The organism is Sphingomonas sp. (assembly GCF_035910975.1).
Taxonomy (GTDB): domain Bacteria; phylum Pseudomonadota; class Alphaproteobacteria; order Sphingomonadales; family Sphingomonadaceae; genus Sphingomonas.
On sequence record NZ_JAMHWM010000029.1, the window covers coordinates 952,540 to 975,932 of the forward strand.

Annotated in this window: 24 protein-coding genes; 13 read left to right on the top strand and 11 right to left on the bottom strand. The window is 65.2% G+C overall.

Annotated features, from left to right (window positions below; translation table 11 throughout):
* Positions 1-144: 144 nt before the first annotated feature.
* Positions 145-408 (bottom strand): 30S ribosomal protein S20, encoded by a 264-nt coding sequence (gene rpsT / locus VYI76_RS11015; RefSeq protein WP_326524792.1) that lies wholly within the window; start codon positions 406-408, stop codon positions 145-147.
* Between the two features lie 251 nt (positions 409-659).
* A complete protein-coding gene (gene mutM / locus VYI76_RS11020) occupies positions 660-1,472 on the bottom strand; it encodes a bifunctional DNA-formamidopyrimidine glycosylase/DNA-(apurinic or apyrimidinic site) lyase (RefSeq protein WP_326524793.1) in 813 nt (270 codons plus the stop codon).
* Positions 1,473-1,528: 56 nt separating this feature from the next.
* On the opposite strand from mutM, the gene VYI76_RS11025 reads away from it, so the two are divergent.
* From VYI76_RS11025 to VYI76_RS11070, 10 genes are all read left to right on the top strand, one after another.
* Positions 1,529-2,260, top strand: a complete 732-nt coding sequence (locus tag VYI76_RS11025; protein ID WP_326524794.1) for a class I SAM-dependent methyltransferase — start codon at positions 1,529-1,531, stop codon at positions 2,258-2,260.
* A gap of 202 nt (positions 2,261-2,462) precedes the next feature.
* A complete protein-coding gene (ubiB, locus tag VYI76_RS11030; RefSeq protein ID WP_326524795.1) occupies positions 2,463-3,998 on the top strand; it encodes a 2-polyprenylphenol 6-hydroxylase in 1,536 nt (511 codons plus the stop codon).
* Positions 3,995-5,134: a hypothetical protein gene (locus VYI76_RS11035; protein ID WP_326524796.1), complete on the top strand. Its 1,140-nt coding sequence runs from the start codon at positions 3,995-3,997 to the stop codon at positions 5,132-5,134. The genes ubiB and VYI76_RS11035 overlap by 4 nt, the downstream gene beginning before the upstream one ends.
* Positions 5,131-6,318 carry a bifunctional phosphopantothenoylcysteine decarboxylase/phosphopantothenate--cysteine ligase CoaBC gene (gene coaBC / locus VYI76_RS11040; protein ID WP_326524797.1) on the top strand — a complete coding sequence of 396 codons (1,188 nt, stop codon included), beginning with the start codon at positions 5,131-5,133 and terminating at the stop codon, positions 6,316-6,318. The genes VYI76_RS11035 and coaBC overlap by 4 nt, the downstream gene beginning before the upstream one ends.
* A 586-nt stretch (positions 6,319-6,904) precedes the next feature.
* Complete coding sequence (locus tag VYI76_RS11045) at positions 6,905-7,288, top strand: VOC family protein (RefSeq protein ID WP_326524798.1); 384 nt, start codon at positions 6,905-6,907, stop codon at positions 7,286-7,288.
* A 133-nt stretch (positions 7,289-7,421) separates the two neighbouring features.
* Positions 7,422-7,865 (top strand): dUTP diphosphatase, encoded by a 444-nt coding sequence (gene dut / locus VYI76_RS11050; protein WP_326524799.1) that lies wholly within the window; start codon positions 7,422-7,424, stop codon positions 7,863-7,865.
* Positions 7,862-8,281 (top strand): hypothetical protein, encoded by a 420-nt coding sequence (locus VYI76_RS11055; RefSeq protein WP_326524800.1) that lies wholly within the window; start codon positions 7,862-7,864, stop codon positions 8,279-8,281. Before dut ends, VYI76_RS11055 begins: the two co-directional genes overlap by 4 nt.
* Positions 8,278-9,027, top strand: a complete 750-nt coding sequence (locus VYI76_RS11060) for a HesA/MoeB/ThiF family protein (RefSeq protein ID WP_326524801.1) — start codon at positions 8,278-8,280, stop codon at positions 9,025-9,027. Before VYI76_RS11055 ends, VYI76_RS11060 begins: the two co-directional genes overlap by 4 nt.
* A complete protein-coding gene (locus VYI76_RS11065; RefSeq protein ID WP_326524802.1) occupies positions 9,009-9,314 on the top strand; it encodes a DsrE family protein in 306 nt (101 codons plus the stop codon). The genes VYI76_RS11060 and VYI76_RS11065 overlap by 19 nt, the downstream gene beginning before the upstream one ends.
* A gap of 84 nt (positions 9,315-9,398) precedes the next feature.
* Positions 9,399-9,614 carry a hypothetical protein gene (locus VYI76_RS11070; protein WP_326524803.1) on the top strand — a complete coding sequence of 72 codons (216 nt, stop codon included), beginning with the start codon at positions 9,399-9,401 and terminating at the stop codon, positions 9,612-9,614.
* On the opposite strand, the gene rfbB is transcribed toward VYI76_RS11070, so the two are convergent.
* From rfbB to galU, 3 genes are read right to left on the bottom strand one after another with little or no spacing between them, the layout of a single operon-like run.
* The gene (gene rfbB, locus VYI76_RS11075) at positions 9,611-10,687 is read right to left on the bottom strand and encodes a dTDP-glucose 4,6-dehydratase (RefSeq protein ID WP_326524804.1); all 1,077 of its coding nucleotides are present in this window, start codon (positions 10,685-10,687) and stop codon (positions 9,611-9,613) included. The two genes, VYI76_RS11070 and rfbB, sit on opposite strands and share 4 nt — an antisense overlap.
* Positions 10,684-11,559 carry a glucose-1-phosphate thymidylyltransferase RfbA gene (gene rfbA, locus VYI76_RS11080; protein WP_326524805.1) on the bottom strand — a complete coding sequence of 292 codons (876 nt, stop codon included), beginning with the start codon at positions 11,557-11,559 and terminating at the stop codon, positions 10,684-10,686. The genes rfbB and rfbA overlap by 4 nt, the downstream gene beginning before the upstream one ends.
* A 45-nt stretch (positions 11,560-11,604) precedes the next feature.
* Positions 11,605-12,483 (bottom strand): UTP--glucose-1-phosphate uridylyltransferase GalU, encoded by an 879-nt coding sequence (gene galU, locus VYI76_RS11085; protein WP_326524806.1) that lies wholly within the window; start codon positions 12,481-12,483, stop codon positions 11,605-11,607.
* Between the two features lie 85 nt (positions 12,484-12,568).
* Here galU and wecB (VYI76_RS11090) point away from each other — a divergent pair, with 85 nt between their 5' ends.
* From wecB (VYI76_RS11090) to VYI76_RS11100, 3 genes are all read left to right on the top strand, one after another.
* Complete coding sequence (gene wecB / locus VYI76_RS11090; protein WP_326524807.1) at positions 12,569-13,693, top strand: non-hydrolyzing UDP-N-acetylglucosamine 2-epimerase; 1,125 nt, start codon at positions 12,569-12,571, stop codon at positions 13,691-13,693.
* Positions 13,677-14,969, top strand: a complete 1,293-nt coding sequence (gene wecC / locus VYI76_RS11095) for a UDP-N-acetyl-D-mannosamine dehydrogenase (RefSeq protein ID WP_326524808.1) — start codon at positions 13,677-13,679, stop codon at positions 14,967-14,969. Before wecB (VYI76_RS11090) ends, wecC begins: the two co-directional genes overlap by 17 nt.
* Before the next feature lie 103 nt (positions 14,970-15,072).
* Positions 15,073-16,026, top strand: coding sequence for a class I SAM-dependent methyltransferase (locus VYI76_RS11100; protein ID WP_326524809.1), 954 nt, complete (start codon positions 15,073-15,075; stop codon positions 16,024-16,026).
* Positions 16,027-16,074: 48 nt separating this feature from the next.
* Here the strand turns inward: VYI76_RS11100 and wecB (VYI76_RS11105) are convergent, their stop codons facing one another.
* The 6 genes from wecB (VYI76_RS11105) to VYI76_RS11130 form a co-directional block, all read right to left on the bottom strand.
* The gene (gene wecB / locus VYI76_RS11105; protein ID WP_326524810.1) at positions 16,075-17,241 is read right to left on the bottom strand and encodes a non-hydrolyzing UDP-N-acetylglucosamine 2-epimerase; all 1,167 of its coding nucleotides are present in this window, start codon (positions 17,239-17,241) and stop codon (positions 16,075-16,077) included.
* Complete coding sequence (gene wbjC, locus VYI76_RS11110; RefSeq protein WP_326524811.1) at positions 17,241-18,371, bottom strand: UDP-2-acetamido-2,6-beta-L-arabino-hexul-4-ose reductase; 1,131 nt, start codon at positions 18,369-18,371, stop codon at positions 17,241-17,243. Before wbjC ends, wecB (VYI76_RS11105) begins: the two co-directional genes overlap by 1 nt.
* On the bottom strand, positions 18,368-19,423 hold the full coding sequence (locus VYI76_RS11115) for a polysaccharide biosynthesis protein (protein WP_326524812.1): 1,056 nt from the start codon (positions 19,421-19,423) through the stop codon (positions 18,368-18,370). The genes wbjC and VYI76_RS11115 overlap by 4 nt, the downstream gene beginning before the upstream one ends.
* A 35-nt stretch (positions 19,424-19,458) precedes the next feature.
* Positions 19,459-20,778 (bottom strand): hypothetical protein, encoded by a 1,320-nt coding sequence (locus VYI76_RS11120; protein ID WP_326524813.1) that lies wholly within the window; start codon positions 20,776-20,778, stop codon positions 19,459-19,461.
* 170 nt (positions 20,779-20,948) lie between these two features.
* Positions 20,949-22,106, bottom strand: coding sequence for a glycosyltransferase (locus VYI76_RS11125; RefSeq protein ID WP_326524814.1), 1,158 nt, complete (start codon positions 22,104-22,106; stop codon positions 20,949-20,951).
* A complete protein-coding gene (locus tag VYI76_RS11130; protein ID WP_326524815.1) occupies positions 22,103-23,305 on the bottom strand; it encodes a hypothetical protein in 1,203 nt (400 codons plus the stop codon). Before VYI76_RS11130 ends, VYI76_RS11125 begins: the two co-directional genes overlap by 4 nt.
* Positions 23,306-23,393 lie beyond the last annotated feature (88 nt).

Below are 23,393 nucleotides of genomic sequence, written 5' to 3' on the forward strand. Positions count from 1 at the left end.
GTAAAAGCTGCGTTTTCTCAATTCGGCCCCGGCGGGCGTTCGCGTAGCGTTCCGCGCGCGCCGTTTCAGGCAAAGAAAAAGCCCCGCCGGGCATCCCCGGCAGGGCGTTTCATATCACCGGCGGGCCGTGGCCCGGCGTGCGAATCAGGCGAGAGCGGCGAGGCGCTTCGTCAGGCGCGAGAACTTGCGCGCCGCGGTGTTCTTGTGGAGCACGCCCTTGGCGACGCCGCGCGCCAGTTCCGGCTGGACCTGTGCGATCGCGGCGGTGGCCGCATCCTTGTCGCCGGCGGCCAGCGCCGACTCGAGCTTCTTCACGAACGTCCGAATGCGGCCCACGCGGTTGCCGTTGATCTCCGCGCGACGATCATTGCGACGGATGCGCTTCTTCGCCTGGGGCGTATTCGCCATTACGTTCAAATCCTGCTGTGTAGAGGGCGCGCGGAAAGCCTCCACGAGCCGGGAAAGCGGCGCCCTTAGCGAGCGAGGGCGATTCGGTCAACCGCCAGGGTTCAAACTAGGACCGATCGACATTCAGGTCAGACGCAGCCGCAAATGGTGGTTTTGCGTGACCCGGAGCGCAGCGTACTTTCGGTACGTGAGCACCGGAAGCACGCGGAACCGCCATTTGCAGGCCGAAATGGCCTGAATGTCGATCGGTCCTACCGCTGGCATTTCGGGCACCAGAAGGTCGATCGCCCGCCTTCGACATAGCGTGCCACCTTGCCTCCGCACGCGCACGGTTCACCCTCGCGGCCATAGACCTTGAACTGCTTGGAGAAATAGCCGAGCTCGCCGTCGGGCCGGGCATAGTCGCGCAGGGACGATCCGCCCGCCGCGATCGCCGCGTCCAGCACCTCGTGCACCGTCTCGACCAGCCGGGCGAGCTTCACGCGCGATACCTGTCCCGCCGGCCTCGACGCGCGGACGCCTGCCTCGTGCAGCGCCTCGCAGACATAGATATTGCCGAGCCCGGCCACCACGCGCTGGTCGAGCAGCATCTGCTTGATCGACGCCGTCCGCCCGCCCAGCACGCGCTCGAGATGCGCGGCGGTGAAGCCCGGTCCCAGCGGCTCGGGGCCCAGCGCAACAAAGGGTGGCCACCCGGCGACCTCGGCGGTCGGCATCAGATCCACCGAGCCGAACCGGCGCGGATCGTTGAGCGCCAGCCGCCGCCCTTCGCCCGTCTCGATCACCAGATGGTCGTGCGGCAGCACCTCGGCCGGATCGACCCTCCAGCGCCCGGACATGCCCAGGTGAAAGATCATCGTGTCGCCGCGATCCGTCTCTATCAGCCCGTATTTGGCGCGCCGCGACAGGGCGGTGACGGTCGCCCCGGTCATCCGCTGGGCCAGTTCGGGAGGGAACGGCCGGCGCAGATCGCCGCGCCGCGTGACGACCGACGCCAGGCGTTGGCCCTGCAGTACGGGCGTCAGCCCGCGAACGGTGGTTTCGACTTCGGGAAGCTCCGGCACGCCGACCAGCTAGGTTGCGTTTGCCCGCCCCACAAGGCTTCGCTATCGCGGCGGCCATGAACGACACCGTATCCTTCGGCTATGAAGACATCGCGCCCGCGGAAAAGACCGCGCGCGTCGGCAAGGTCTTCCGCAACGTCGCGAGCAAGTACGACCTGATGAACGACGCCATGTCGGGCGGCATGCACCGGCTGTGGAAGGACCGGTTCGTCGCCCGCGTGAAGCCGCGCGAGGGCGAGCAGGTGCTGGATATGGCCGGCGGCACCGGCGACATCGCGTTCCGGATCGCGAAATCGGGCGCGTCGGTGACGGTGGCCGACATCAACCCCGCGATGCTCGAAGTCGGCATGGAACGCGCGGCGCAGCGCGGCATCGACGGTCTCGTCTGGACCGAGGCGAATGCGGAAGTCCTGCAATTCCCCGAGCGCTTCTTCGACGCCTATACGATCGCCTTCGGCATCCGCAACGTCACAGACATCCCGGCCGCGCTGCGCGAGGCGCACCGCGTGCTCCGGCGCGGCGGGCGATTCTTCTGCCTGGAGTTTTCGACGACCACCTGGCCACTGTTCGGCGACGTCTACGACGCCTATTCGCACAAGCTGGTGCCAAAGCTCGGCAAGGCGCTGGCCGGCGACGAGGACAGCTATCGCTACCTGATCGAATCGATCCGCCGCTTCCCCGACATGCCGGCGTTCCAGGCGATGATCGCCGAGGCGGGCTTCGTCCAGACGAAGGTCGAACCGATCCTGGGCGGCCTCGTCGCCATCCATTCGGGCTGGAAGATTTGACGGTGTTCGCGCGGCACCGCGAAGGCGGGAAGATTCTTTCGCGCAGAGGCGCAGAGGTCGCTGGGATGTGGTGCGACGCCGCGACAGCGGCCCTGAAGCGGTTCGCGAGGAACGCAGGCGCGCTGCCGCGCGCGAAAGCGCCTCAGCGTCCTCTGCGCCTCTGCGCGAGAATCACTATTCTCCGCGCCAAGCCCTGCGCCGCATGACATCTTCCGCAACCCATGTCTGGCGCCTGCTCAAATGGGGCCGCACGCTCGCCCGCCATGGCGCGCTGCGCGGGATCGAACGTGATCCCAACACGCCCGCCCCCGTCCGCCGCCTCGCCCGGATCGCGCGGTTCGGTGCGCGGGTGCCGAAAGTGCCGCGCTATGCCGAGGCGTTCCAGGCGATCGGTCCCGCCGCGATCAAGCTCGGGCAGACGCTGGCCACCCGCCCCGATCTGGTCGGAGAGGATGCCGCGCATGATCTGATGCGGCTGCAGGACGCGCTGCCGCCCGTCCCGTTCGAGGCGATCCGCGCCCGGATCGAGGGCAGCTTCGGACGCCCGCTCGCCGATCTATATGCCGAGTTCGAGGAAGCGCCGATCGGCGCCGCCTCGATCGCGCAGGTCCATCGCGCCGTCACCAACGACGGCCGCACCGTCGCGGTGAAGGTCCTTCGCCCCGGAGTCGAGGCCGACTTCGCCCGCGCGATCGATACCTATGAATGGGCGGCCGCCCAGCTCGAGGCGTTGGGCGGGGAAGCCAACCGCCTGCGCCCCCGCCTCGTCATCGAGACGTTCAAACGCTGGACCGCGCGCGAGCTCGACCTGCGGCGCGAGGGCGCCTCGGCCTCCGAGCTCGCCGAGGGGATGGTCGCGGAACCCGATTTCGTCATCCCCGCGATCGACTGGCAGCGCACCACCGGCAAGGTGCTGACGCTCGAATGGGTCGACGGCATCAAGCTGTCGAACCGCGACGCGCTGGTCGCCGCGGGCTATGATCTGCCGGCGATGGCGTCGAAGCTGGTCCGCGCCTTTCTGCGCCAGGCGATCTCCGACGGGTTCTTCCACGCCGACATGCACCAGGGAAATCTGTTCGCCCTGCCCGGCAATCGGATCGCGGCGATCGATTTCGGCATCATGGGCCGGATCGATCGGCGCGCGCGGGTGTGGCTGGCCGAAATCCTCTACGGCCTGATTACCGGCGACTATAAACGCGTCGCGGAAATCCATTTCGAGGCGGGCTACGTCCCCCCGCACCACAATGTCGCCGAGTTCGCCACGGCCCTGCGCGCGGTCGGCGAGCCGATGCGCGGCCTCCCGGTCAAGGACATGTCGGTCGGTGCGATGCTCGACGGGCTGTTCGCGATCACCCGCGATTTCGACATGCAGACGCAACCGCACCTGCTGCTGCTGCAAAAGACGATGGTGGTGGTGGAGGGCGTCGCGACGCGGCTCGATCCCGAAATCAACATGTGGGATGTGTCGGGCCCGTTCGTGAAGGAATGGATCCGCACCGAACTGGGGCCGGAGGCATGGGCGGCCGACCGCATCGTCCGCGACCTCAAGACTTTCGCCCGCCTGCCCGACCTGATCCGCAACATCGAGGCGCGCTATCCCTCCCCCGGCGGCGCCCCCCCCGCCCCGCCGCTGCGCGAGATCGAGGTGGTGCGCGTCGGCGGCGGCTGGCGCTACGCGGCGGTCGCGCTGCTGTCGGCGGCGGCGGCTGTCGCGGCGACCCTGTGGATCGCCGGGTGAGCCTGGCCGGCGAGCCTCCGCTTCCCGCGCGGGGCGTTCGCACGCCGATCTGGCTCGCCCGCCCCTCGCGTTTCGCGGGCATCAGGCGCGGCCATGCGATCGTTTCCGCCATCCTCGTCGCGCTGCTGATGCTCGCCGCGCTGACCGCGCTCGCGGTGCCGAACCCCGCCGACACGCCCGCCGATCCGCGCGCCTCGACCAGCGACCTGGCGATGTACGAAAACGTCATCGCCGGGGTGCGCGGCGGCGGCGATTATTATCAGGTGACCGCCGACGCCCTGCGCGCGGGCGATTATCCGCTGAAGCCCTTCGTCACCTTCCGCCTGCCGGTCCATGCCGCGGTGCAGGCATTCCTGCCGCCGCCTGTCGCGATCGCGATCCTCCACCTGCTCGCGATCGGCGTCGCAGCCGCGTGGTGGCTGCGGCTGCGCGAGCGGCTCGCGCGCCCACCGGCCCGCCTGTCCGCCGTGATCCTGCTCACAGGCGGCCTCGTCGCCTTCGTCCAGCCGGGCCTCGTCGCCTTCCATGAAATATGGGCCGCCCAGCTTGTCGCCCTCGCGCTCGCGTTGCGCACCCCCGACCGCTGGCTCCCCAGCGTCGCGCTCGGCCTGATCGCGATGCTGACGCGCGAGACGGCGGCGCTCTTCCCCCTCGTCATGGCGGTGTTCGCCTGGCGCGAGGGCGCCCGGCGCGAGATGGCGGGCTGGCTCGTCGCGCTGCTCGCCTTCGCCCTCGTCCTCGCCGCGCACGCCTGGGGCGTGTCGCGAGTGGTCGGGCCGCTCGACGCCGCGTCGCCGGGGTGGAGCGGGCTGCAGGGGCCGGGCTTCTTCGTCCGCGCACTCGTCGCCTCCACCGCGCTGCAGGTGCTGCCGCTCGCCATCGCCGCCATCCTCGTCGCCCTCGCGCTGTTCGGCTGGAGCGCGCTGGCCGATCCGCTCGCTGAACGCGCGCTCGCGCTGTTCGCCGGCTATGCGCTGGCGATCGCGATGTTCGCGCGGCCCGACACCTTCTACTGGGCGCTGATGCCCGCGCCCGTGCTGCTCGCCGGCCTCGCCTTCGCGCCCGACGGGCTGCGCGATCTCACGGCCAGCCTGCTCGACAGGCGCCGCGTCCGGGTGCAGAGGATCAGCCAATGAAGCGCATCCTGCTGATCGTCGGCGGCGGCATCGCGGCCTACAAGGCGTGCGAGCTGATCCGCCTGCTCCGCAAGGCCGGCCACGCCGTGACCTGTGTGCTGACGGAGGGCGGCGCGCATTTCGTCACGCCGATGACGCTCGCCGCATTGAGCGAGAACCAGGTCTTCACGACCCTGTGGGATCTGAAGGACGAGGCGGAGATGGGCCATATCCAGCTCAGCCGCCAGGCCGACCTGATCGTCGTCGCGCCCGCGACCGCCGACCTGCTCGCGCGCATGGCGAACGGCCATGCCGACGATCTGGCCACCACCCTGCTGCTGGCGACCGACACGCCCGTGCTCGCGGCCCCCGCGATGAACGTCCGGATGTGGCAGCACGCCGCGACGCAGCGCAACGTCGCCACGCTACGCGCCGACGGCGTGCATGTGCTGGACCCGGATGACGGCGCGATGGCCTGCGGCGAATATGGTCCCGGCCGCCTGCCCGAACCGCCCGCCATCCTCGCCGCGATCGAGGCGCATTTCACCGGGCCGCAGGGTTTGCCGCTCACCGACTGCCACATCCTCGTCACCGCCGGCCCGACGCACGAGCCGATCGATCCCGTGCGGTACATCGCCAACCGCTCCTCGGGGAAACAGGGCTATGCCATCGCCGGTGCGCTAGCCGAACTCGGCGCGCGGGTGACTTTGGTCTCCGGCCCGGTCGCGCTCGCGACCCCGCCGGGCGTGACACGCGTCGACGTCGAAACCGCGCGCGACATGGCCGCCGCCGTCGATGCCGCGCTGCCCGCCGACGCCGCGGTGATGGTCGCCGCCGTCGCCGACTGGCATGTCGAGGCGGCGGCGCAGAAGCTCAAGAAGGGCCAGGGCGCCCCGCCGCTCGCGCTCCACACCAACCCCGACATCCTCGCCGGCCTCGCCGCGAGCGACCGCCGCCCCGCCCTGCTGGTCGGCTTCGCGGCGGAAACCGAGAATGTCGTCGCCAACGCGACCGAGAAACGCGCGCGCAAGGGTGCCGACTGGATCGTCGCCAACGATGTGTCGGGTGACGTGATGGGCGGCGACGCCAACACCATCCACCTCGTCACGGCAAACGGCGTCGAGGACTGGGAACCTCTGTCGAAGGCGGACGTCGCAAGGCGGCTGGCACAACGGATCGCGGGAGCGCTGGCGGAAGGCCACTGAGCCTCCAAATCTTCTCCGGAGGGAGAAGGATACCGCAGCTTGGCACCGCAGGCGCCTAGCGAAGGTTGGTGAAGGGAGCGGCTCCCGCCCCCAGAATTGAGGGATGCGGACGCGGCTTACCAGCCGATTGCATCGTCCGGGGCGGCATTGCCGGCCCTAATGCGAGGTAGGCCTGACCAGTCTACAACCCCCTGGACATCCCGTGCGAGCTCAATTGAGGAGTGCAGGAACACGTCCTGTCCCGCCCGATCGCGCGCGAGCCTGTCTCCCCAATCTGCGGCAGCTTCCGGACTTGCTGCTTCGATCAAGATGCACGCAACCCATTCACGATCCTGATCTTCCTCGCCGGCGTTCCCGTCCAGAAACCACGCGCTATAGACGAATGTGCTCACCGCACAGGCTTAGGATTTGATGCAATCTGTTGGAAGTACCGGCGTGCTCCCGCGCAGGCGGGAGCGCGAGCAGCTTCGACCGGATCTGGGCGGCCAACCCGCGCTTGCCACCTGGGCAGGCTGCCGTACCACAATTTTGTTCTTTATTTGTTCCTGCACTTATGGCATGTCTCCCTCCCACGGAGGGGGCGGACATGAACAACTACATCACCCTCGGCGCGCGCGATGCCGCCGCCGCCGAGGCCTTCTACGACGCGGTGATGGCCACGCTCGGCTGGAGTTGCCACATGACATGGCCGGGCTGGCGCGCCTATTCGGAGGGCGGCACGGGCACCGGGCTGACGGTCTGGACCTGCGCGCCGTTCGACGGCGCGCCCGCCACCGCCGGCAACGGCACGATGGTCGCGCTCGCGGCGCCCTCGCGCGGGGCGGTCGATGCCTTCCATGCCGCGGCGCTGGCGCATGGCGGCAGTGACGAAGGGGCAGCCGGTCCGCGCCCGGATTATGGGCCGGACTGGTATGCGGCCTATGTCCGCGATCCGACCGGGAACAAGCTCGCCGCGGTATGGAACGGTTGAGGGGCGCGGAACTTCTCGCGGTGGGCGTCGGGGCAAAGGTGACAAAAGTGACGAAGGTGGACGAATTGACCGCGTTTCCGTCACTTTTGCGCCCGCTTCGACAGACGCTTCGCACTTGGCTATCCTTGCCGGCATGACCCCGATCCGGATTGCCCTGAAGCGGCTGCCCAACGGCGCCGACCTGCCGCTGCCCGCCTATGCCACCGCCGGCGCGGCGGGGATGGACGTGGTGTCGGCCGAAACATGCGAGATCGCGCCCGGCGCGCGGCGCGCGGTGGCGACCGGCTTCGCGCTCGCCATCCCGGATGGCTATGAGGTTCAGGTCCGCCCGCGCTCCGGCCTCGCGCTCAAACATGGGGTGACCTGTCTCAACACGCCCGGCACGATCGACAGCGACTATCGCGGCGAAGTGAAGGTGATCCTCGCCAATCTGGGCGACGCCGTCTTCACCATCGCGCGCGGCGATCGCATCGCCCAACTGGTCCCCGCCCCGGTCCAGCGCGCCACGCTCGACGAGGTAGCAGACCTCGACGCGACGGCGCGCGGCGACGGCGGCTTCGGATCGACCGGGCGATGATCGTATCCGCTGTCCTGATGCTTGTCGCCGCGCAGGCCGCGCCCGTCGACCCGGCTCCGCCGCCGCCGGTGGTGCCGACCGCGCGCGCCGCGGCGCTCGCCCCGCCGGCCGACTGGTCGCGGTTGCCGCCGATGCCGTGGCGCGAGGCGCCGGTGCTGACGCCCGACCTCACCGAATTCGTCGCCGGCGAGGTGCGCGAGGGCCGCTGCCCGGTCGATCGCAACGAGATCGCGGTCGAGGTCGCGGTGATGATGCGCCGCGACGGCACCGTGCGCGCGGCGGTGCCCCGCGCCATCGACTGCCCCACCGTCGAACAGTTCGCCGCCGGCCTCGTCACCAGCTTCGCGCGCGGCAATCTGCGCCGCGCCGCCGGCGGCTGGTATCTCGCGTCGCTCACCTTCGACTGGGCCCGATGACGCTGGATGACGCCGCGCTTGAACGCTATGCCCGCCACATCGTGCTCCGCGAGATCGGCGGCGCGGGGCAGGTTCGGCTGGCCGCGGCGCGGATCGCGCTGGTCGGCGCGGGTGGCATCGGCAGTCCGGCGATCCAGTATCTCGCCGCCGCCGGGGTCGGCACCCTTGTGCTCATCGACGACGACCATGTCGATCTTGGCAACCTCCAGCGCCAGACGATCTTCGCCACCGACGATGTCGGCGCGGCCAAGGTCGATGCCGCCGCCCGCGCCGTCGCCCGGATCAACCCGGCCGTCGCGGTCGAGCCGCACAGGACCCGCATCTTCCCCGCCAACGCCGCGTCGCTCGTCGCCGGCTGCGACGTCGTCGTCGACGGATCGGACAATTTCGCCACGCGCCTCGCCGTTGCCGACGCTTGCCACGCCGCCCGCGTGCCGCTGGTCTCCGCCGCCGTCGCCCAGTTCGAGGGGCAGCTGGCGGTCTATCGCGGCTGGGAAGCGCACCTCCCCTGCTACCGCTGCCTCATCGGCGACGATCCCAATCGCGACGGAACGAGTTGCGCCGAAATCGGCGTGCTCGGCGCCATGGCCGGGGTGATGGGCAGCCTCGCCGCGCTGGAGGCGATCCGCGCCGTCGTGCCGTTCGGCGACGACCCCGCCGGCCGGCTGCTGATTGCCGACGCGCTCGCCTTCCGCTTCCGCACCGTCACCGTGCCCAAGGATCCGGGATGCCGATGCGCGGCCTGACGATCATCGTCGCCGGCGACGATCCGGCCCGCTTCGACGCGGCGCTGACGCTTGCCAATGCACAGGCAGCGCTCGGCGGGCGGGTCCGGCTCTACCTCCACGACCGTGCCGTCACCCTGGCGCTGGCGGGGCCGCTGGCGGAGGCCGCCCGCGAGTTGGGCGTCCAGGTGATCGCCTGCCAGACCGCGCTCGACACCCACGGCGCGGCGCTGCCGCCGGGAGCGGAAGGCGGCGGGATGATCGGCCTGCTCGCCGATCTGGGCGAGGATCGGCTGGTGACGATCTAACCGCTGACAGTTCCTGGGAAACTTCGGCCCGATCGTGCGTTCGGGCGTGAATGGTTCAGCGTATCGGAACCAGAGGAGGGGAAAATGCCGCACGGCATCGCCAGCGCTCAGCTCGTCACCACGTTCGATCCCGCCAGCCCGCCACCCGCCGAGACTTCCATCGCACAGGCGCTGTCGGAGTGGCGGAGGCTGAGCAGCGCCGCCCAGTCCGCAGCGTTGCTGATCGTCCACGACCGCGATACCGACCGACCCCGCGTCATTGGCCGCGAAGCGATCGCGCAGTTGCTGGCCCGGTCCTAGGCCGCGCCGCGCAGCCGGTCGCCGGCCGCCTCCAGCGCATAGCCGGCGCCGACGAACCGGTCCATCCAGTCGCGGTTCGCCAGATACCAGCGCACGCACGCCTCCAGCCCGCTCTCGAAATCATGCACGCGTAGCCAGCCGAGTTCGCGCTCGATCCGGCTCGGGTCGATGGCGTAGCGCAGGTCGTGTCCCGGACGGTCGGCGACGAAGGTCACCTGCCGGCGATAGGACCGCCCGTCGGCCCGCGGCGAGAGTCGGTCGAGCAGGTCGCACAGGCCACGCACGACGGTGAGGTTGGACCGCTCCGCCCGCCCGCCGATCGCATAGCGCGCGCCCGGCGCCGCGCGGGTCGCCACCAGCGCCAGCGCCGCGGCGTGGTCCTCGACATACAGCCAGTCGCGTACGTTGCGCCCCTCGCCATAGACCGGCAGCTCGCGCCCGCCCAGCGCATTGGCGATGATGCGCGGGATCAGCTTGTCGGGTGACTGGAACGGCCCGTAATTGTTGCTGCAGTTGGTGACGAGCACCGGCAGGCCATAGGTCCGCCCCCAAGCCGCGACGAGGTGATCGGACGCGGCCTTGGACGCCGAATAGGGCGAGGACGGATCATAGCCCGATCCCTCATCGAACGGCGCGTCCCCGAAATCGAGGTCGCCGTGCACCTCGTCGGTGGAGACATGGTGGAAGCGGAACCGCGCCTTCGCCTCCCCCTCCAGCGCCTGCCAATGCTCGAGCGCGGCCTCCAGCAGATGGAAGGTGCCGACGATGTTGGTCTCGACGAAGGCTGCCGGCCCGGCGATCGAGCGGTCGACATGCGTTTCGGCAGCGAGATGGATGACGAGGTCGATCGCCTCCTCCGCCAACAGCCGGCTAACCAGCGCGCGGTCGCCGATGTCGCCGCGGACGAACCGGTAGCGGGGCGACCGGCTCGCCGCCTCCAGCGCCGCCGGGGACGCGGCATAGGTCAGCTTGTCGAGCACGACGACGCGGCCAGTCCCCTCGCCGATCAGGTGGCGGACCAATGCCGATCCGATGAAGCCAGCCCCGCCGGTGACGAGCACGCGCCGCATCATGCCGCCTTCGCCGCGCAATCGCGCAGATAGTGGGCATAGCCGGTCCGCCCCATCGCGCCCGCCCGTGCAACAAGATCGCCCGGCGCAAGCCAGCCCTGATCGAGCGCGATTTCCTCGGGACAGGCGATCTTGATGCCTTGGCGATGCTCGATCGTGCGAACGAAGGACGAGGCGTCGTGCAGGCTGTCGTGCGTGCCCGTGTCGAGCCAGGCATAGCCGCGCCCCAGCCGCACGACGTCGAGCGCGTCGCGCTCCATATAAGCACGCAACAGATCGGTGATCTCCAGTTCGCCGCGCGCCGACGGTTGCAACGACCGCGCGATCGCCGGCGCGTCGCCGTCGCAGAAGTACAGACCCGTCACCGCCCAGTCGGACACCGGCTGCGGCGGCTTCTCGACCAGCGCGATCGCACGGCCCGTATCAGGATCGACATCGACCACGCCGTAGCGCTCGGGATCGGTAACGCGATAGGCGAAAACGCTCGCGCCCGCGGGCTTCGCCGCCGCCTCGCGGCACCGCGCGGGCAGGCCGTCGCCGTGGAATATGTTGTCGCCCAGGATCAGCGCGGAAGGCTCGCCGCCCAGGAAATCTTCGGCGATCATATAGGCCTCGGGCAGGCCGCGGGGCGCCGCCTGCTCGGCATAGCTCAGGTCGATGCCGAAGGCCGATCCGTCGCCCAGCAACAAACGGAACATCGGCAGGTCACGCGGCGTCGAGATGACGAGGATCTCTCGGATCCCAGCCAGCATCAGCACTGACAGCGGGTAATAGATCATCGGCTTGTCGAACACCGGCAGCAGTTGCTTCGATACCGCCAGTGTCGCGGGGTAGAGCCGCGTGCCGCTGCCCCCCGCCAGGATGATGCCCTTCATGTGTCCCCAACCTGTCGTTCGGGCGGGGGTCTAGCGCGGAAAGATTTACCCTTCGTTCGCGAGCAAGGCCTTGGCGAAGGCGCGCACCGACGGGCCGATGTCGCTGCGCGCGAGCGCCAGCGCGAGATTGGCCTGGATATAGCCGGCCTTATCGCCGCAATCATAGCGCTGCCCGTCGAACGAATAGCCGTGGAACGGCTGGCGGCCGATCAACTGCGCCATCGCGTCGGTCAACTGGATCTCGCCCCCCGCGCCGCGGACGGGCCGGTCGAGAATGCGCATCACCTCGGGCTGAAGGATATAGCGGCCCGGCGTCATCAGCGTGGATTTCGCGGTCCCCGGCGCCGGCTTCTCGATCACCTCCAGCACCTCGACGAGCGGACCATCGACCGCGCCGGGCGTGATGATGCCGTATTTGCTGGTCTCCTCGGGCGCGACTTCCAGGGCGCCGATCAGGTTGCCGCCCACCCGCTCATAGGCAGCGACCATCTGTTTCAGGAAACCGGGCGTGCCGACCATCAGTTCGTCGGGCAGCAGCACCGCGAACGGCTCGTCGCCGACGATCTCCCGCGCGCACCACACCGCATGGCCCAGGCCCAGCGGTTCCTGCTGGCGGATATAGACGGGCGAGCCGGGCTTCTGGCGGATACCGTCGATCAACTCCAGGCTCTTGCCGCGCGCGCGCATCGTCTCCTCGAGCTCGTAGGAGATATCGAAATGATCCTCCAGCGCGCCCTTGCCGCGCCCGGTCACGAAGATGACCTGCTCGATCCCCGCCTCGATCGCTTCCTCGACCGCATATTGGATCAGCGGCTTGTCGACGACCGTCAGCATCTCCTTCGGCATCGCCTTGGTCGCGGGAAGGAAGCGCGTGCCCAGCCCCGCGACGGGGAACACGGCCTTTCGGATCGGCTTGTAGGTCATGGCCGCGCCCTAGTCTGCTCTCGCGCCAGCCGCAATCGGCAAGCGGTTAGCGCGCGCTTAAGCGATCCACGATAAAGCCGCTCCCATGAAAAAGACCATGGTGATCTTCGGCACCCGCCCCGAGGCGATCAAACTGTTTCCCGTCGTCCGCGAGTTGGCCGGCACGCCCGGCCTCGCCGTCACAACGTGCGTGACCGCGCAGCATCGCGGCCTGCTCGATCAGGTTCTCTCGATCGCCGGGCTCACCCCCGACATCGATCTCGACCTGATGGAACCCGGCCAGTCGCTCGACCGGCTGACGGCACGGCTGCTGACGGGCCTGGGCGAGGTGATGGACGCGGAGCGCCCCGATCGCGTGATTGTGCAGGGCGATACCGCCACCGCGATGGTCGGCGCGCTGGCCGCATATTATCGCAAGGTGCCCGTCAGCCATGTCGAGGCCGGGCTACGCTCCGGCGACATATGGGCGCCGTGGCCCGAAGAGGTGAACCGGCGCATCGTCGCGCCGATCGCAGACCAGCATTTCGCTCCGACGCAGACCGCCGCGGACGCGCTGCTGCGCGAAAACATCGCGCCCGACACCGTCCACGTGACCGGCAACAGCGTGATCGACGCGCTGCTGTGGACGCAGGATCGCATCACCGCTGATCCCGCGCTCGCGTCCGGTCTCGACAGCGTCGCGGATCGCTTCGCCGGCAAGCGGATCATCCTGGTCACCACCCATCGCCGTGAGAATTTCGGCGGCGGGATGGAAGCGATCGCCCGCGCGATCGGCCGCATCGCCGACCGCGACGACGTGGCGGTGCTGTTCCCCGTCCACCCGAACCCGAACGTCGTATCGGTGATGGACGCCCTGCTGGGGGACCGGCCGAACGTCGCGCGCATAGACCCGCTCGACTATCCGCACTTCATCCGTGCGCTCGGCATGGCGCACATCGCGCTGAGCGATTCGGGCGGGGTGCAGGAAGAAGCGCCCGCGCTGGGCAAGCCGGTGCTGGTGATGCGCGACACGACCGAACGCCCCGAAGGCGTGGCCGCTGGCACGGCGCGGCTGGTCGGCACCGACGAGGACCGCATCGTTTCCGAAGTCTTCACCCTTCTCGACGATACCGCAGCCTATTCGGCCATGGCCCGCGCCCACAATCCGTTCGGCGACGGCCAGGCCGCAAAACGGATTGCGGGGATCATCGCGGATGGGTTCGGACTCTGATTACAAGGTCGCGGTTCTCGGCCTGGGATACATCGGCCTTCCCACCGCGGCGGTGATCGCGCGCACGGGCGCCAAGGTGCTGGGCATAGACGTGTCGGCTGACGTGGTCGCGACGGTCAATTCGGGCAAGGTGCATATCGAGGAAGTCGATCTCGACGGCCTGGTCTCCGGCGTGGTCGCGCGCGGCGATCTGCGCGCATCGCTGACGATCGAGCCGGCCGACGTGTTCGTCATCGCCGTGCCGACCCCTTTCGATCACGATCATCAACCCAACATCGGTTATGTCCTGCGCGCCGCGACCACCGTCGCCGCCGCGCTCAAGCCGGGCGACCTCGTCGTACTCGAATCCACCTCCCCCGTGGGCACGACCGAAAAGGTCGCGGACCTGCTCGCCCAGCTCCGCCCCGATCTGGCGATCCCCGGCCGCAGCGCCGGCGCCCCCGACATCGCCATCGCCTATTGCCCCGAACGCGTGCTTCCGGGACGCATCCTGATCGAGCTGATCGACAACGACCGGGTGATCGGCGGCATCACGTCACGCTGTGCGCGCAAGGCGTTGCAATTCTACCGTCGCTTCGTGCGCGGGGCCTGTGTCACCACAACCAGCCGCGCCGCGGAAATGACCAAGCTGACGGAAAATGCGTTCCGCGACGTCAACATCGCCTTCGCCAACGAACTGTCGGTCATCGCCGACGGGATGGGCGTGGACGTATGGGAGGTGATACGCCTCGCCAACCGCCATCCGCGCGTCAACATCCTGTCGCCCGGACCGGGCGTCGGCGGGCACTGCATCGCGGTCGATCCGTGGTTCCTCGTCGCCGCGGACCCGGCGAACACGCCGCTGATCCGCACCGCCCGTGAGGTGAACGACGCGAAGACCGACCACGCCATCGCCAAGGCAACGGCCCTGATCGAGGCGACCCAGGGGCCGGTCGCGCTGCTCGGCCTGGCGTTCAAGGCCAATATCGACGATTTCCGCGAAAGCCCCGCACTCAAGGTCGCCTCGGCCCTAGCCGCGCGCTTTGGCGAGCGCGTTCGGATCGTCGAACCCTATGCGCGCACCCTGCCCGACACGCTGGCCGCCAGCGGCGCCCGGCTGATCGACATCGACACCGCGCTGGAAGGCTGCGACACGATGGTGGTGCTGGTCGATCACGACATCTTCCGCTCGATCCCGCTTGACGAACGCGCGGGCAAGGCGGTGTACGACACCCGCGGCATCTGGCCCGACCAGCCCCCCGCGACGACGGGTCCGCAGTTGCGCCTGGCGGGCTGAGGGCTGGCGGGGCGCCGGACGATCACGACGGGCATACCTCAATGGACAAGCGCAGATCGGGCGGTTACCGGGAGCGCAGACCATATCGAGGAAAGTCATTAAGATGAGCGGGTTGAAGACACGCCTGCTAAACCTCGCCCTGCGTTCCGAAACTATCACGATAGCGCTGTTCCTGACGGACAACGCGCTCGCAACGCTCGGCCTTTCACGGGCCAATCCGGCGCCGCAGGAACATCTGAGCGGTGAGACGGTCGAAGCGGACGTTACCTACGCGCGCCAAGTCGTGTCCAGCTACTCCATGTACGGAGCCGCCAAGGGGCGGGTCGCCGAAATCGGTCCGGGCGGCAGCGCGGCGACTGCCTTGCTCCTCATCGATGAGGGTGCGGACACTGTGGCTCTGCTTGATCGCTTCGTATTCCCGCACGATCCCGAACTGCTGGGCCGCACCTATCATGCAATCATCCAGCGCTCACCCAAGCTCACCGCGCTGTTTCCGGACCCGACCGATCTGCACTCGAGGATCACATTCGAATCCGGCGAGCCGGCGGCAGCGGAGCAGTATTTCGCACGTAACGGAAACTTCGACGCCGTGTGCTCGTGCGCGGTGCTCGAACACGTCTCCGACCCAATCCTGGCCCTGGAAAGCATGACGGCGGCGCTGAAGACCGGCGGTGTCCTCGTTCACTATGTCGATTTCCGCGATCACGGGATGTTCACCTCAAGTGGAAAGCACGAGTTGACCTTCCTCAAGGTGGCGAGCTGGCTCTATCCCCATATGTCGCGCAGGCGCGGGCGCCCCAATCGTGTCCTCATCGACCGGTATCGTACCGCCTGCGACAGGCTCGGACTCGATTATGAGATCCTGGCGACCTCGCTGGTCGGCCCGGGATCGCTGCCCGCGCCGATTGCATATGAGAAGGTGCCCGAAGGCCTCCGCTCCGCCGCTGAGGCGCGGGTCGAGGAAATCCGTCCGAAACTGGCCATGCCGTTCAGGTCGATGGATGCGCGAGACCTTGCGATTGATTCGATCGTCCTGGTGGCCCGAAAGCGGCAATGACGTGCGACCGCACGGACAACTCGCCCGACTAAAGGCGAGTTCATGCGCTCATTCGCTACCGTATTTTTTCCATACCGCGCGGTTAACATAATCGGTGTAGCTCAGGATGATCCGCACCACCTTCTCGGACACGTTGGGTGACATATAGTCGGCAACCGGCCGGAGCAGGCGCTCGCCCCCCCGCGGCTGATCTTCAAGGATTTCCAGTCCCTGCATAACCCGATCGAGGCTGAGGCCGGTCAGCATGGTCGACGCCTCCTCGCTGGCTTCGGGACGCTCGTGCGCCTCACGAATGTTCAGCGCGGGAAAATTGAGGATTGACGCCTCCTCGTTGATCGTTCCGCTATCAGACAGCACCGCGCGGGCATCGCGCTGAAGCGCTACATAGTCGAAGAATCCGAGTGGCTTCATCAGCCGAACCATCGGCTCGAAGTCTACGCCCAGCGTCTCAATGCGCCGCCTCGTGCGCGGATGGGTCGATACGATCACCGGAAGGTCAAAGCGGCGCGCCACGCCGTTAATGATCTTTACGAGGCGCCTGAACGCCTGCTCGGGCTCGACATTTTCCTCGCGATGCGCGCTGACCACGAAATAGCCGTGCGCCTCGAGCGACAGATCCTCCCGGACTCTCGACGCCGCGATCCTTGGCGCGTGATGAGTCAGCACTTCGAACATCGGGCTACCGGTCTTGATGACCTGATCGGGCGGCAGGCCCTCGCGCAAAAGATACTCGCGAGAAATATCGCTGTACGTCAGGTTGATGTCGGCGACATGATCGACGATCCGCCGATTGATCTCCTCGGGAACACGCTGGTCGAAACAGCGGTTTCCGGCTTCCATATGAAAAATGGGAATTTTCCGCCGCTTGGCCGGGATCACCGACAGGCAGCTATTGGTGTCGCCCAGCACTAGCAACGCGTCGGAGCGGTGCGCATCCAGCACTCTGTCAACCGAACCGATAAGAGCACCTATCGTCTCAGCAGCCGAATTCTCCGGCTTGGCGCAATTCAGAAAAACGTCCGGCTTCCTCACGCCGAGGTCGTTGAAGAAAACCTCGCTCAGTTCATAATCGTAATTCTGTCCGGTATGAACAATGGTCTGTTCGCAATATCGATCCAGAGCCGACATCACACGAGAAAGCCGAATGATTTCAGGCCTCGTCCCCAAAATCGTCATTACTTTTAGTTTTGGGGCATCCCGCATCTCACGTTCCATCAAACAGCGGCCTGTACAGTGTCTGGCGAGTTCGGATCGAATTGCTCATTGGCCCAGAGCAACACCACCATATCCTCATCGCCCGTATTCGTGATGTCGTGAGCCCAGCCCGGTATGGTCTCGACGATCCGCGGGATATTGCCATCGACGTCGACCACATGCCGTTCTCCGGTGACCATATGGCGAAAACAGAACCGCGCCCTGCTTTTGACGACAAGGAATTTCTCGGTCTTGCTGTGGTGGTAATGTCCACCGCGCGTCACGCCAGGCCCGGCGGTGAAAAATGAGATCTGCCCCGAATCCCTGGTTCGCAGCATTTCCGCAAACGCCCCGCGAGGATCGCGGTGAACGGTGACCGGATAGTCGAAATCCGCGGGGTCGAGATAGGAAAGATAGGTCGAATAGAGCGCACGCGTCAGGCCGCAGCCGACCCGTTCCACGATGTGATTCTCCCGACTGCCGCGAAACGCGTGCAGTTGCGCCGCCACCTGCCCCAGGGTTGGCCGATACTCAGGACTGACGGTCGCAAAGCCCTCCGGTTCTCTCGCCGGAGCCTCACCGCGAATGATGCGCAGAAATGCAGACACGACGTCGTCGATGTAGACAAGCCGCATTACCGCATCGGGATCATCTATGCGGATCGGCAGACCGCGCGCGATATTGTGGCAGAAGGTCGCGATCGCCGAATTATAATTGGGCCGGCACCACTTCCCGAAGACATTAGGCAATCGAAAAACGTGAGCATCGATGCCGCTGGCCTTCGCAGCCGCGCTTAGCCGCGCCTCGGCGCCACGCTTGCTTCGGCCATAATCGGTGTCGCGCTCGGCGTGAATGGAAGAGGCATAGATCACGACCGGATATCGACCGCCGTCCGCCCCGACCTCGATCGCGTCGCACAGTGCCGAGGTGAGATCGACATTGCCGCGCACAAAATCGGCGGGATCCTCGGTCCGGTTAATGCCGGCCAGATGAACGATTACATCCGCTCGCGACGCGAGTGTCTCAAGATTCGCGACCGGATCCCGCCGCGTGAAGGCAGAAGGCTCATAGCCGTGCTGCTCTCCCAGGTGGACCATCAGGTTTCGGCCGATGAACCCGTCGGCTCCCGTGACAAGGACGCGCACCGTCATTCTTCCATCGACGCAGCGCCGCCGGAAATGGCCCGGCGTATGAAATCCAGCTTGAGCAGCAGCGCCTTGGTCGCGTCGAGATCGAGCCGTTCGGTATTGTGGGAATTATACTCCTCACCATGCAGCGCACGGGTGATGCGATCTTCACCCTGCTCGACGTAGCGCGCATAGTTTAGATCGCGCTGATCCGCCGGCACGCGGAAATAGTCCCCCAGATCCTCCGCACACGCCCATTCCTCGCGGCCCAACAGCGACTCGTACAGCTTCTCGCCATGCCGCGATCCGATCACATCGATAGGGTGATCCGACTTTTGCATCAAAGCCAGGATGGCCCGGGCGACCGTCTCGACGGTTGCTGCGGGCGCTTTCTGGACGAAGATGTCTCCCTTCTTTCCGTGCGCGAAGGCATAAAGGACCAGATCAACGGCATCGTCCAACGACATCATGAATCGCGTCATCGCGGGGTCGGTCACCGTGATCGGCCGACCTTGCCGCACCTGATCGACGAACAGCGGAATCACCGAGCCGCGCGACGCCATGACATTGCCGTATCGCGTACCGCAGATGATGGTATCGCCGCTCTCACCTTCGCGGCTGGCGGCGACCATCACCTTCTCCATCAACGCCTTGCTCATACCCATGGCGTTCACCGGATAAACCGCCTTGTCGGTGCTCAGGCAGATGACCCGTTGCACCTTCGCCGCGACCGCCGCCGCGAGCAGGTTTTCGGTGCCGATCACGTTGGTCTGGACCGCCTGCATCGGATAGAATTCGCAAGACGGGACCTGCTTCAGCGCCGCTGCATGGAAAATGAAATCCACCCCGGCCACCGCCGCGGCGATGCTACGCGAATCCCGCACATCACCGATATAGAATTTGAGCTTGGGACTGTCATAGCGACGACGCATGTCGTCCTGCTTCTTCTCATCCCGGCTGAAGACGCGAATTTCGCGGATCTCGCTGGCGAGAAAGCGGCGCAGCACCGCATTGCCGAACGAGCCGGTCCCCCCACTGACGAGCAGCGTCTTGCCGTTGAACATCTGATTATCCATCGAACGATATCACCTACGTCGCGCCACCGATCCTGTCAGGCCATGATCGCGCGGTTAATCACGCCACGAAACGGGTACATGCAGCATAGCGCCATAAACGCCAGCATGAGCATCTTGTTGTCGGTGATCTGCATATTGGCGTTCAGAAAGAGTGCGCCGATCGTCAGCAGTCCGAACAGCGTCACGCTCACCAGGCACCCCTCGCGCACCGCGCCGACCCACATTTTTGCGTAGAATGCACCGAACAACGCCATAAGAATCAAGGCACCCGCAAAGGTGAAATCGGATGCGAGCCACGGAAAGGCCGTACTCCAGTAACTGAACGGCGGGTATCCGGTGAGGTTTTCTTGTCGAACAGGGTAGGACAGCGGGATCGGTTCGCTGACAATGCCCGCGAATCTATAATAATAACTGGTAAGCACGCGGCTGAAAGACAGGCCTTGTGTCCACAGAAAATCAACCTCGAAGGACTTTCCTAAACCATACCAGCCATGAGAGATGTAGGCCAAGGCAAGGCCAATGCCATCGCCGATCCTATGACCGAATATACGGTAAATAACTGATCCATCATCATAAAGAAGTGGCAGATTAACATTGATACGCTCACTTCTTGATGAGAGATTGAAGACCATGAACAAAAAAAACGCAAAGCCTACCGCCAAACCATATCGAATTATTTTCGTGAATTTTGCTACAGCTACTTTGATAGAATCAACCCTATCGAGATTTCCGAAATATTGAGAAGCAAGCCATCCAGAAAATGAAAGGACGACAATATAAAATGCACCAGACATTGTACCAATTGAAATATAGAAAAACATAACAACCACAGCAGAAACTATAGTTAGTATTTTCGCTATAGATCCAATTTCTGACCATTTAAATACTGGAACTACAAAAGCAACAATTTGCAAGAAGGCCAATATGTTCAATATAGAATACACTGGGCCAAGTGTCTGATATCCAAGATCTTCAATCAGTTCATCTTTAGTAAGATAGTTCATTCCTATATCGTTGAATGAATCAAAAACTGAAAATCCATAATAATCTAGAGCAGAGTTTATCTGAGGGACATAATAAATAATATTAGCGAAGCACGCTAATATTATAACAGCGTCAAGTCGAGTAGAGCCGCCACTATAGACGGTATAATCGCCGCCAACTCGGCTGATATATGCGCGGTAGCCCACAACAAAGAAAATTACCGCAGCGCATCCGTATAGTAATGTGTAAAATCTATTGTCCGCATAAGGAAACATCGGAGATATTATAAACAGCGCAATAGAAAAAAGAAGATAGCCAGCTGATAAGACCAGAGGGGTATCGAATGCCTTTTGCAGATATTTTGAGCTCATGGCTTATATCACAATACCAAAGGAGTGACCCACGGATGAGGTTCGACGTACCGACAGGCGTTGCGTCGCGAAGAAACCAGCCTCGCATGTTGAGCGATCGGTGTGGGCAACCACGAAGCGCCCATTCAGCGCCGACCTTTCGATGCGCTTCGCTTGCAAAACGCCGTACGTCAACCGGCGACCACCCCCCTCAGCTTTGAAGCCCCCGCTTCGACCGAAAAAGTGCGCCTGCCGGTGGCCGCCGCCGCCTCTCTCATCCGCTGTCGTTCCACAACATCCATGGCGAGCGCCCGAGCGAACAATGCTGCCAAGCCAGCATCCGTTTCATCGCGGAGAAACAATCCGTTCCTCCCATCTTCTAGGCAGAACGCCAAATCGGAATACGCGTTGCCGATGACCGGGGTTCCGAGGCGAAAGGCCTCCGCCACCTTGGATGGGAAGCCGTAGTTCACGCGGATGGACGGATGACGGATGACTAGCGAAAAATCGGCCGCCCCCACAATCGCCCTGGCTTCCGCGACATCGACCCTGCCCCTCGCCAGAATGCGAACGCCCTCTCGCTCCAGCAGGTGGGCCGCGCCGCTTTCATGGGCGACAACTTCGACCGCGGATCGATCCAGACCGACGAGTTGCACATCGATGCGCTTGCTTTGGGGAAGTTCGACAATCGCCAAAGCACGAAAGATCAGGGACAGCCACTCCTTGTTCGACGGGCTGCCGGCATAAGCAAGGACCAGCACATTGGCATCAGCAGCGGATCGTCGGCCCGCCGCAAGGTCGTCAAAGAAGGGCGGGAGCAGATGCGCCGGCTTTCCCAGCCGCGCGATCAATCGTTGGAATCTCCTGCTTGGCACGACCACCGCATCCGCCAGCATGGGGACACACAGGAAAATACCAATCCAGGTGCCGACACGTGTTCGGATTGTCGAGAATGACGTGGCCATCTCCTCGAAACCGTATAGTTCGGTCACATCCAGCACCAATCGAGCACGATGCCGGCGCGCGACCCTCCAGCAGCTGAGAACCCAGCTCAACTCGCTGCCGTAACAATAAATGATGTCAACGCGCTCCCGCGCGGCGTTCGCGTCCAGAAAGCCGAAGCCAACTCCGAACTTGCGCCCCAGCCGATGCCTGATCGTGGAAGATGACCGGACGCGCTCCAATTTCACGTCAGTGGCGCTGTATCGCCTGGGGCCATCCGACGACAGACCATCTACGATCGTCACATCATGCCCCAATCGTTGCAGCGCGCCGCTCACCTCGCGCACGCGGAACATCGCGGCATTGTCCACGTCGTAATAGACATGACCGGCGATCAGGACTTTCAAAGAGGCCTCCCCGACACCGACGCCACCCTCAACCTCCGCCACACCGTGAAGACGATGGTCGGCAGCATGACCAAGGCCCAGCTGAGAAAGGCGCCGGCCGCAACGCCCGCCGGACCGAACATCGCGCCCGCCACGCTTTTCAGGGGAAGACCGACCGCCAGAAGTGCGAGATACCCGAGCATCTGCTCCTTTATCGCCCCGACGCTGTTCGCTACCGCAAAATAGGGTGAGGCAAGCGCTATCACCATCGACGTGAGCGCCAACGACACAAGCACCGCCGGAGATGCGTCCTTCGCGGTTCCCAGCCAAGCCTCCACGATCATGTTGTAGAACAAAACGAGCAGGACCGTGAAAGCCGCGTAGGCCGCCAAGGTGACCAAGTTGATTTTCAGGATGCTCGACCAGACCCACGCCACCTCGCCTTCATGGATCTTGCGCGCGAAAACCGGCCAGAGCGATGCTCCCAGAACAACGACCGCTGCATTGGCGATCCCGATCAACCGATCAGCTATCGAATACGGCACCAGATCGACGACGCCGACCACACGCGCGACGATGATGTAGTCGAGCCGATTGCAGAGAATGACGAGCAGCGAAAGCACCACGAACATCCGTCCGCTTCTCAGAATCCGCCGTGCGGTTGCCGGATCCCAATCGGCAGATGTGGGAACAAGGGATTTGTTCCGATAGAAATAGCGCAATGTCAGGCCGAGGTAGACGGTCGGTACGGTCGCGAGGAAGCAGAACACGAGCAGTGCTGGATCCAGCCCCGCTCCAATGCCCAGAAACGCGATGGCCACCGACAGAAACGCCGCGACGCCAGGCGCGATACTGGCTTCGAAACCGCGCAGGTCGATGTAGAGAAGGCGAAGCACGAAGCCGAGCGGAACGCCAAGCGCGATAGGCAGCAACACCGCGACCAGCATCGCGGCGAACGATCGTTCCGCCTCGCTTGAGCTGACCAATCGCACCCCGACAAAGAAAAGCGCCAGCAGGCACGCCAGACCGACACCGGCTGCCGCGAGGATGACATAGGCGTTACTGATCAGCCGGCGTCGTTCCTTGGCCACCGTCGCGGTCTGCGACAGTTCGGTCGTGATGCCGTTCGTAATACCGAAGTCCGACAGGGCTACGACCGCCGCCACGGAGGTGAGCATCATCCAAAGGCCGTATCGATAGTCTCCAAGATAGGCGAGCATGATGGGAGTGGTGACAAGCGGAGCGAGGGCGGCAAGCAGAGCCCCCGTCCCGCCCGACACGACCGATGCGAAGACTCGCCGCAACGGA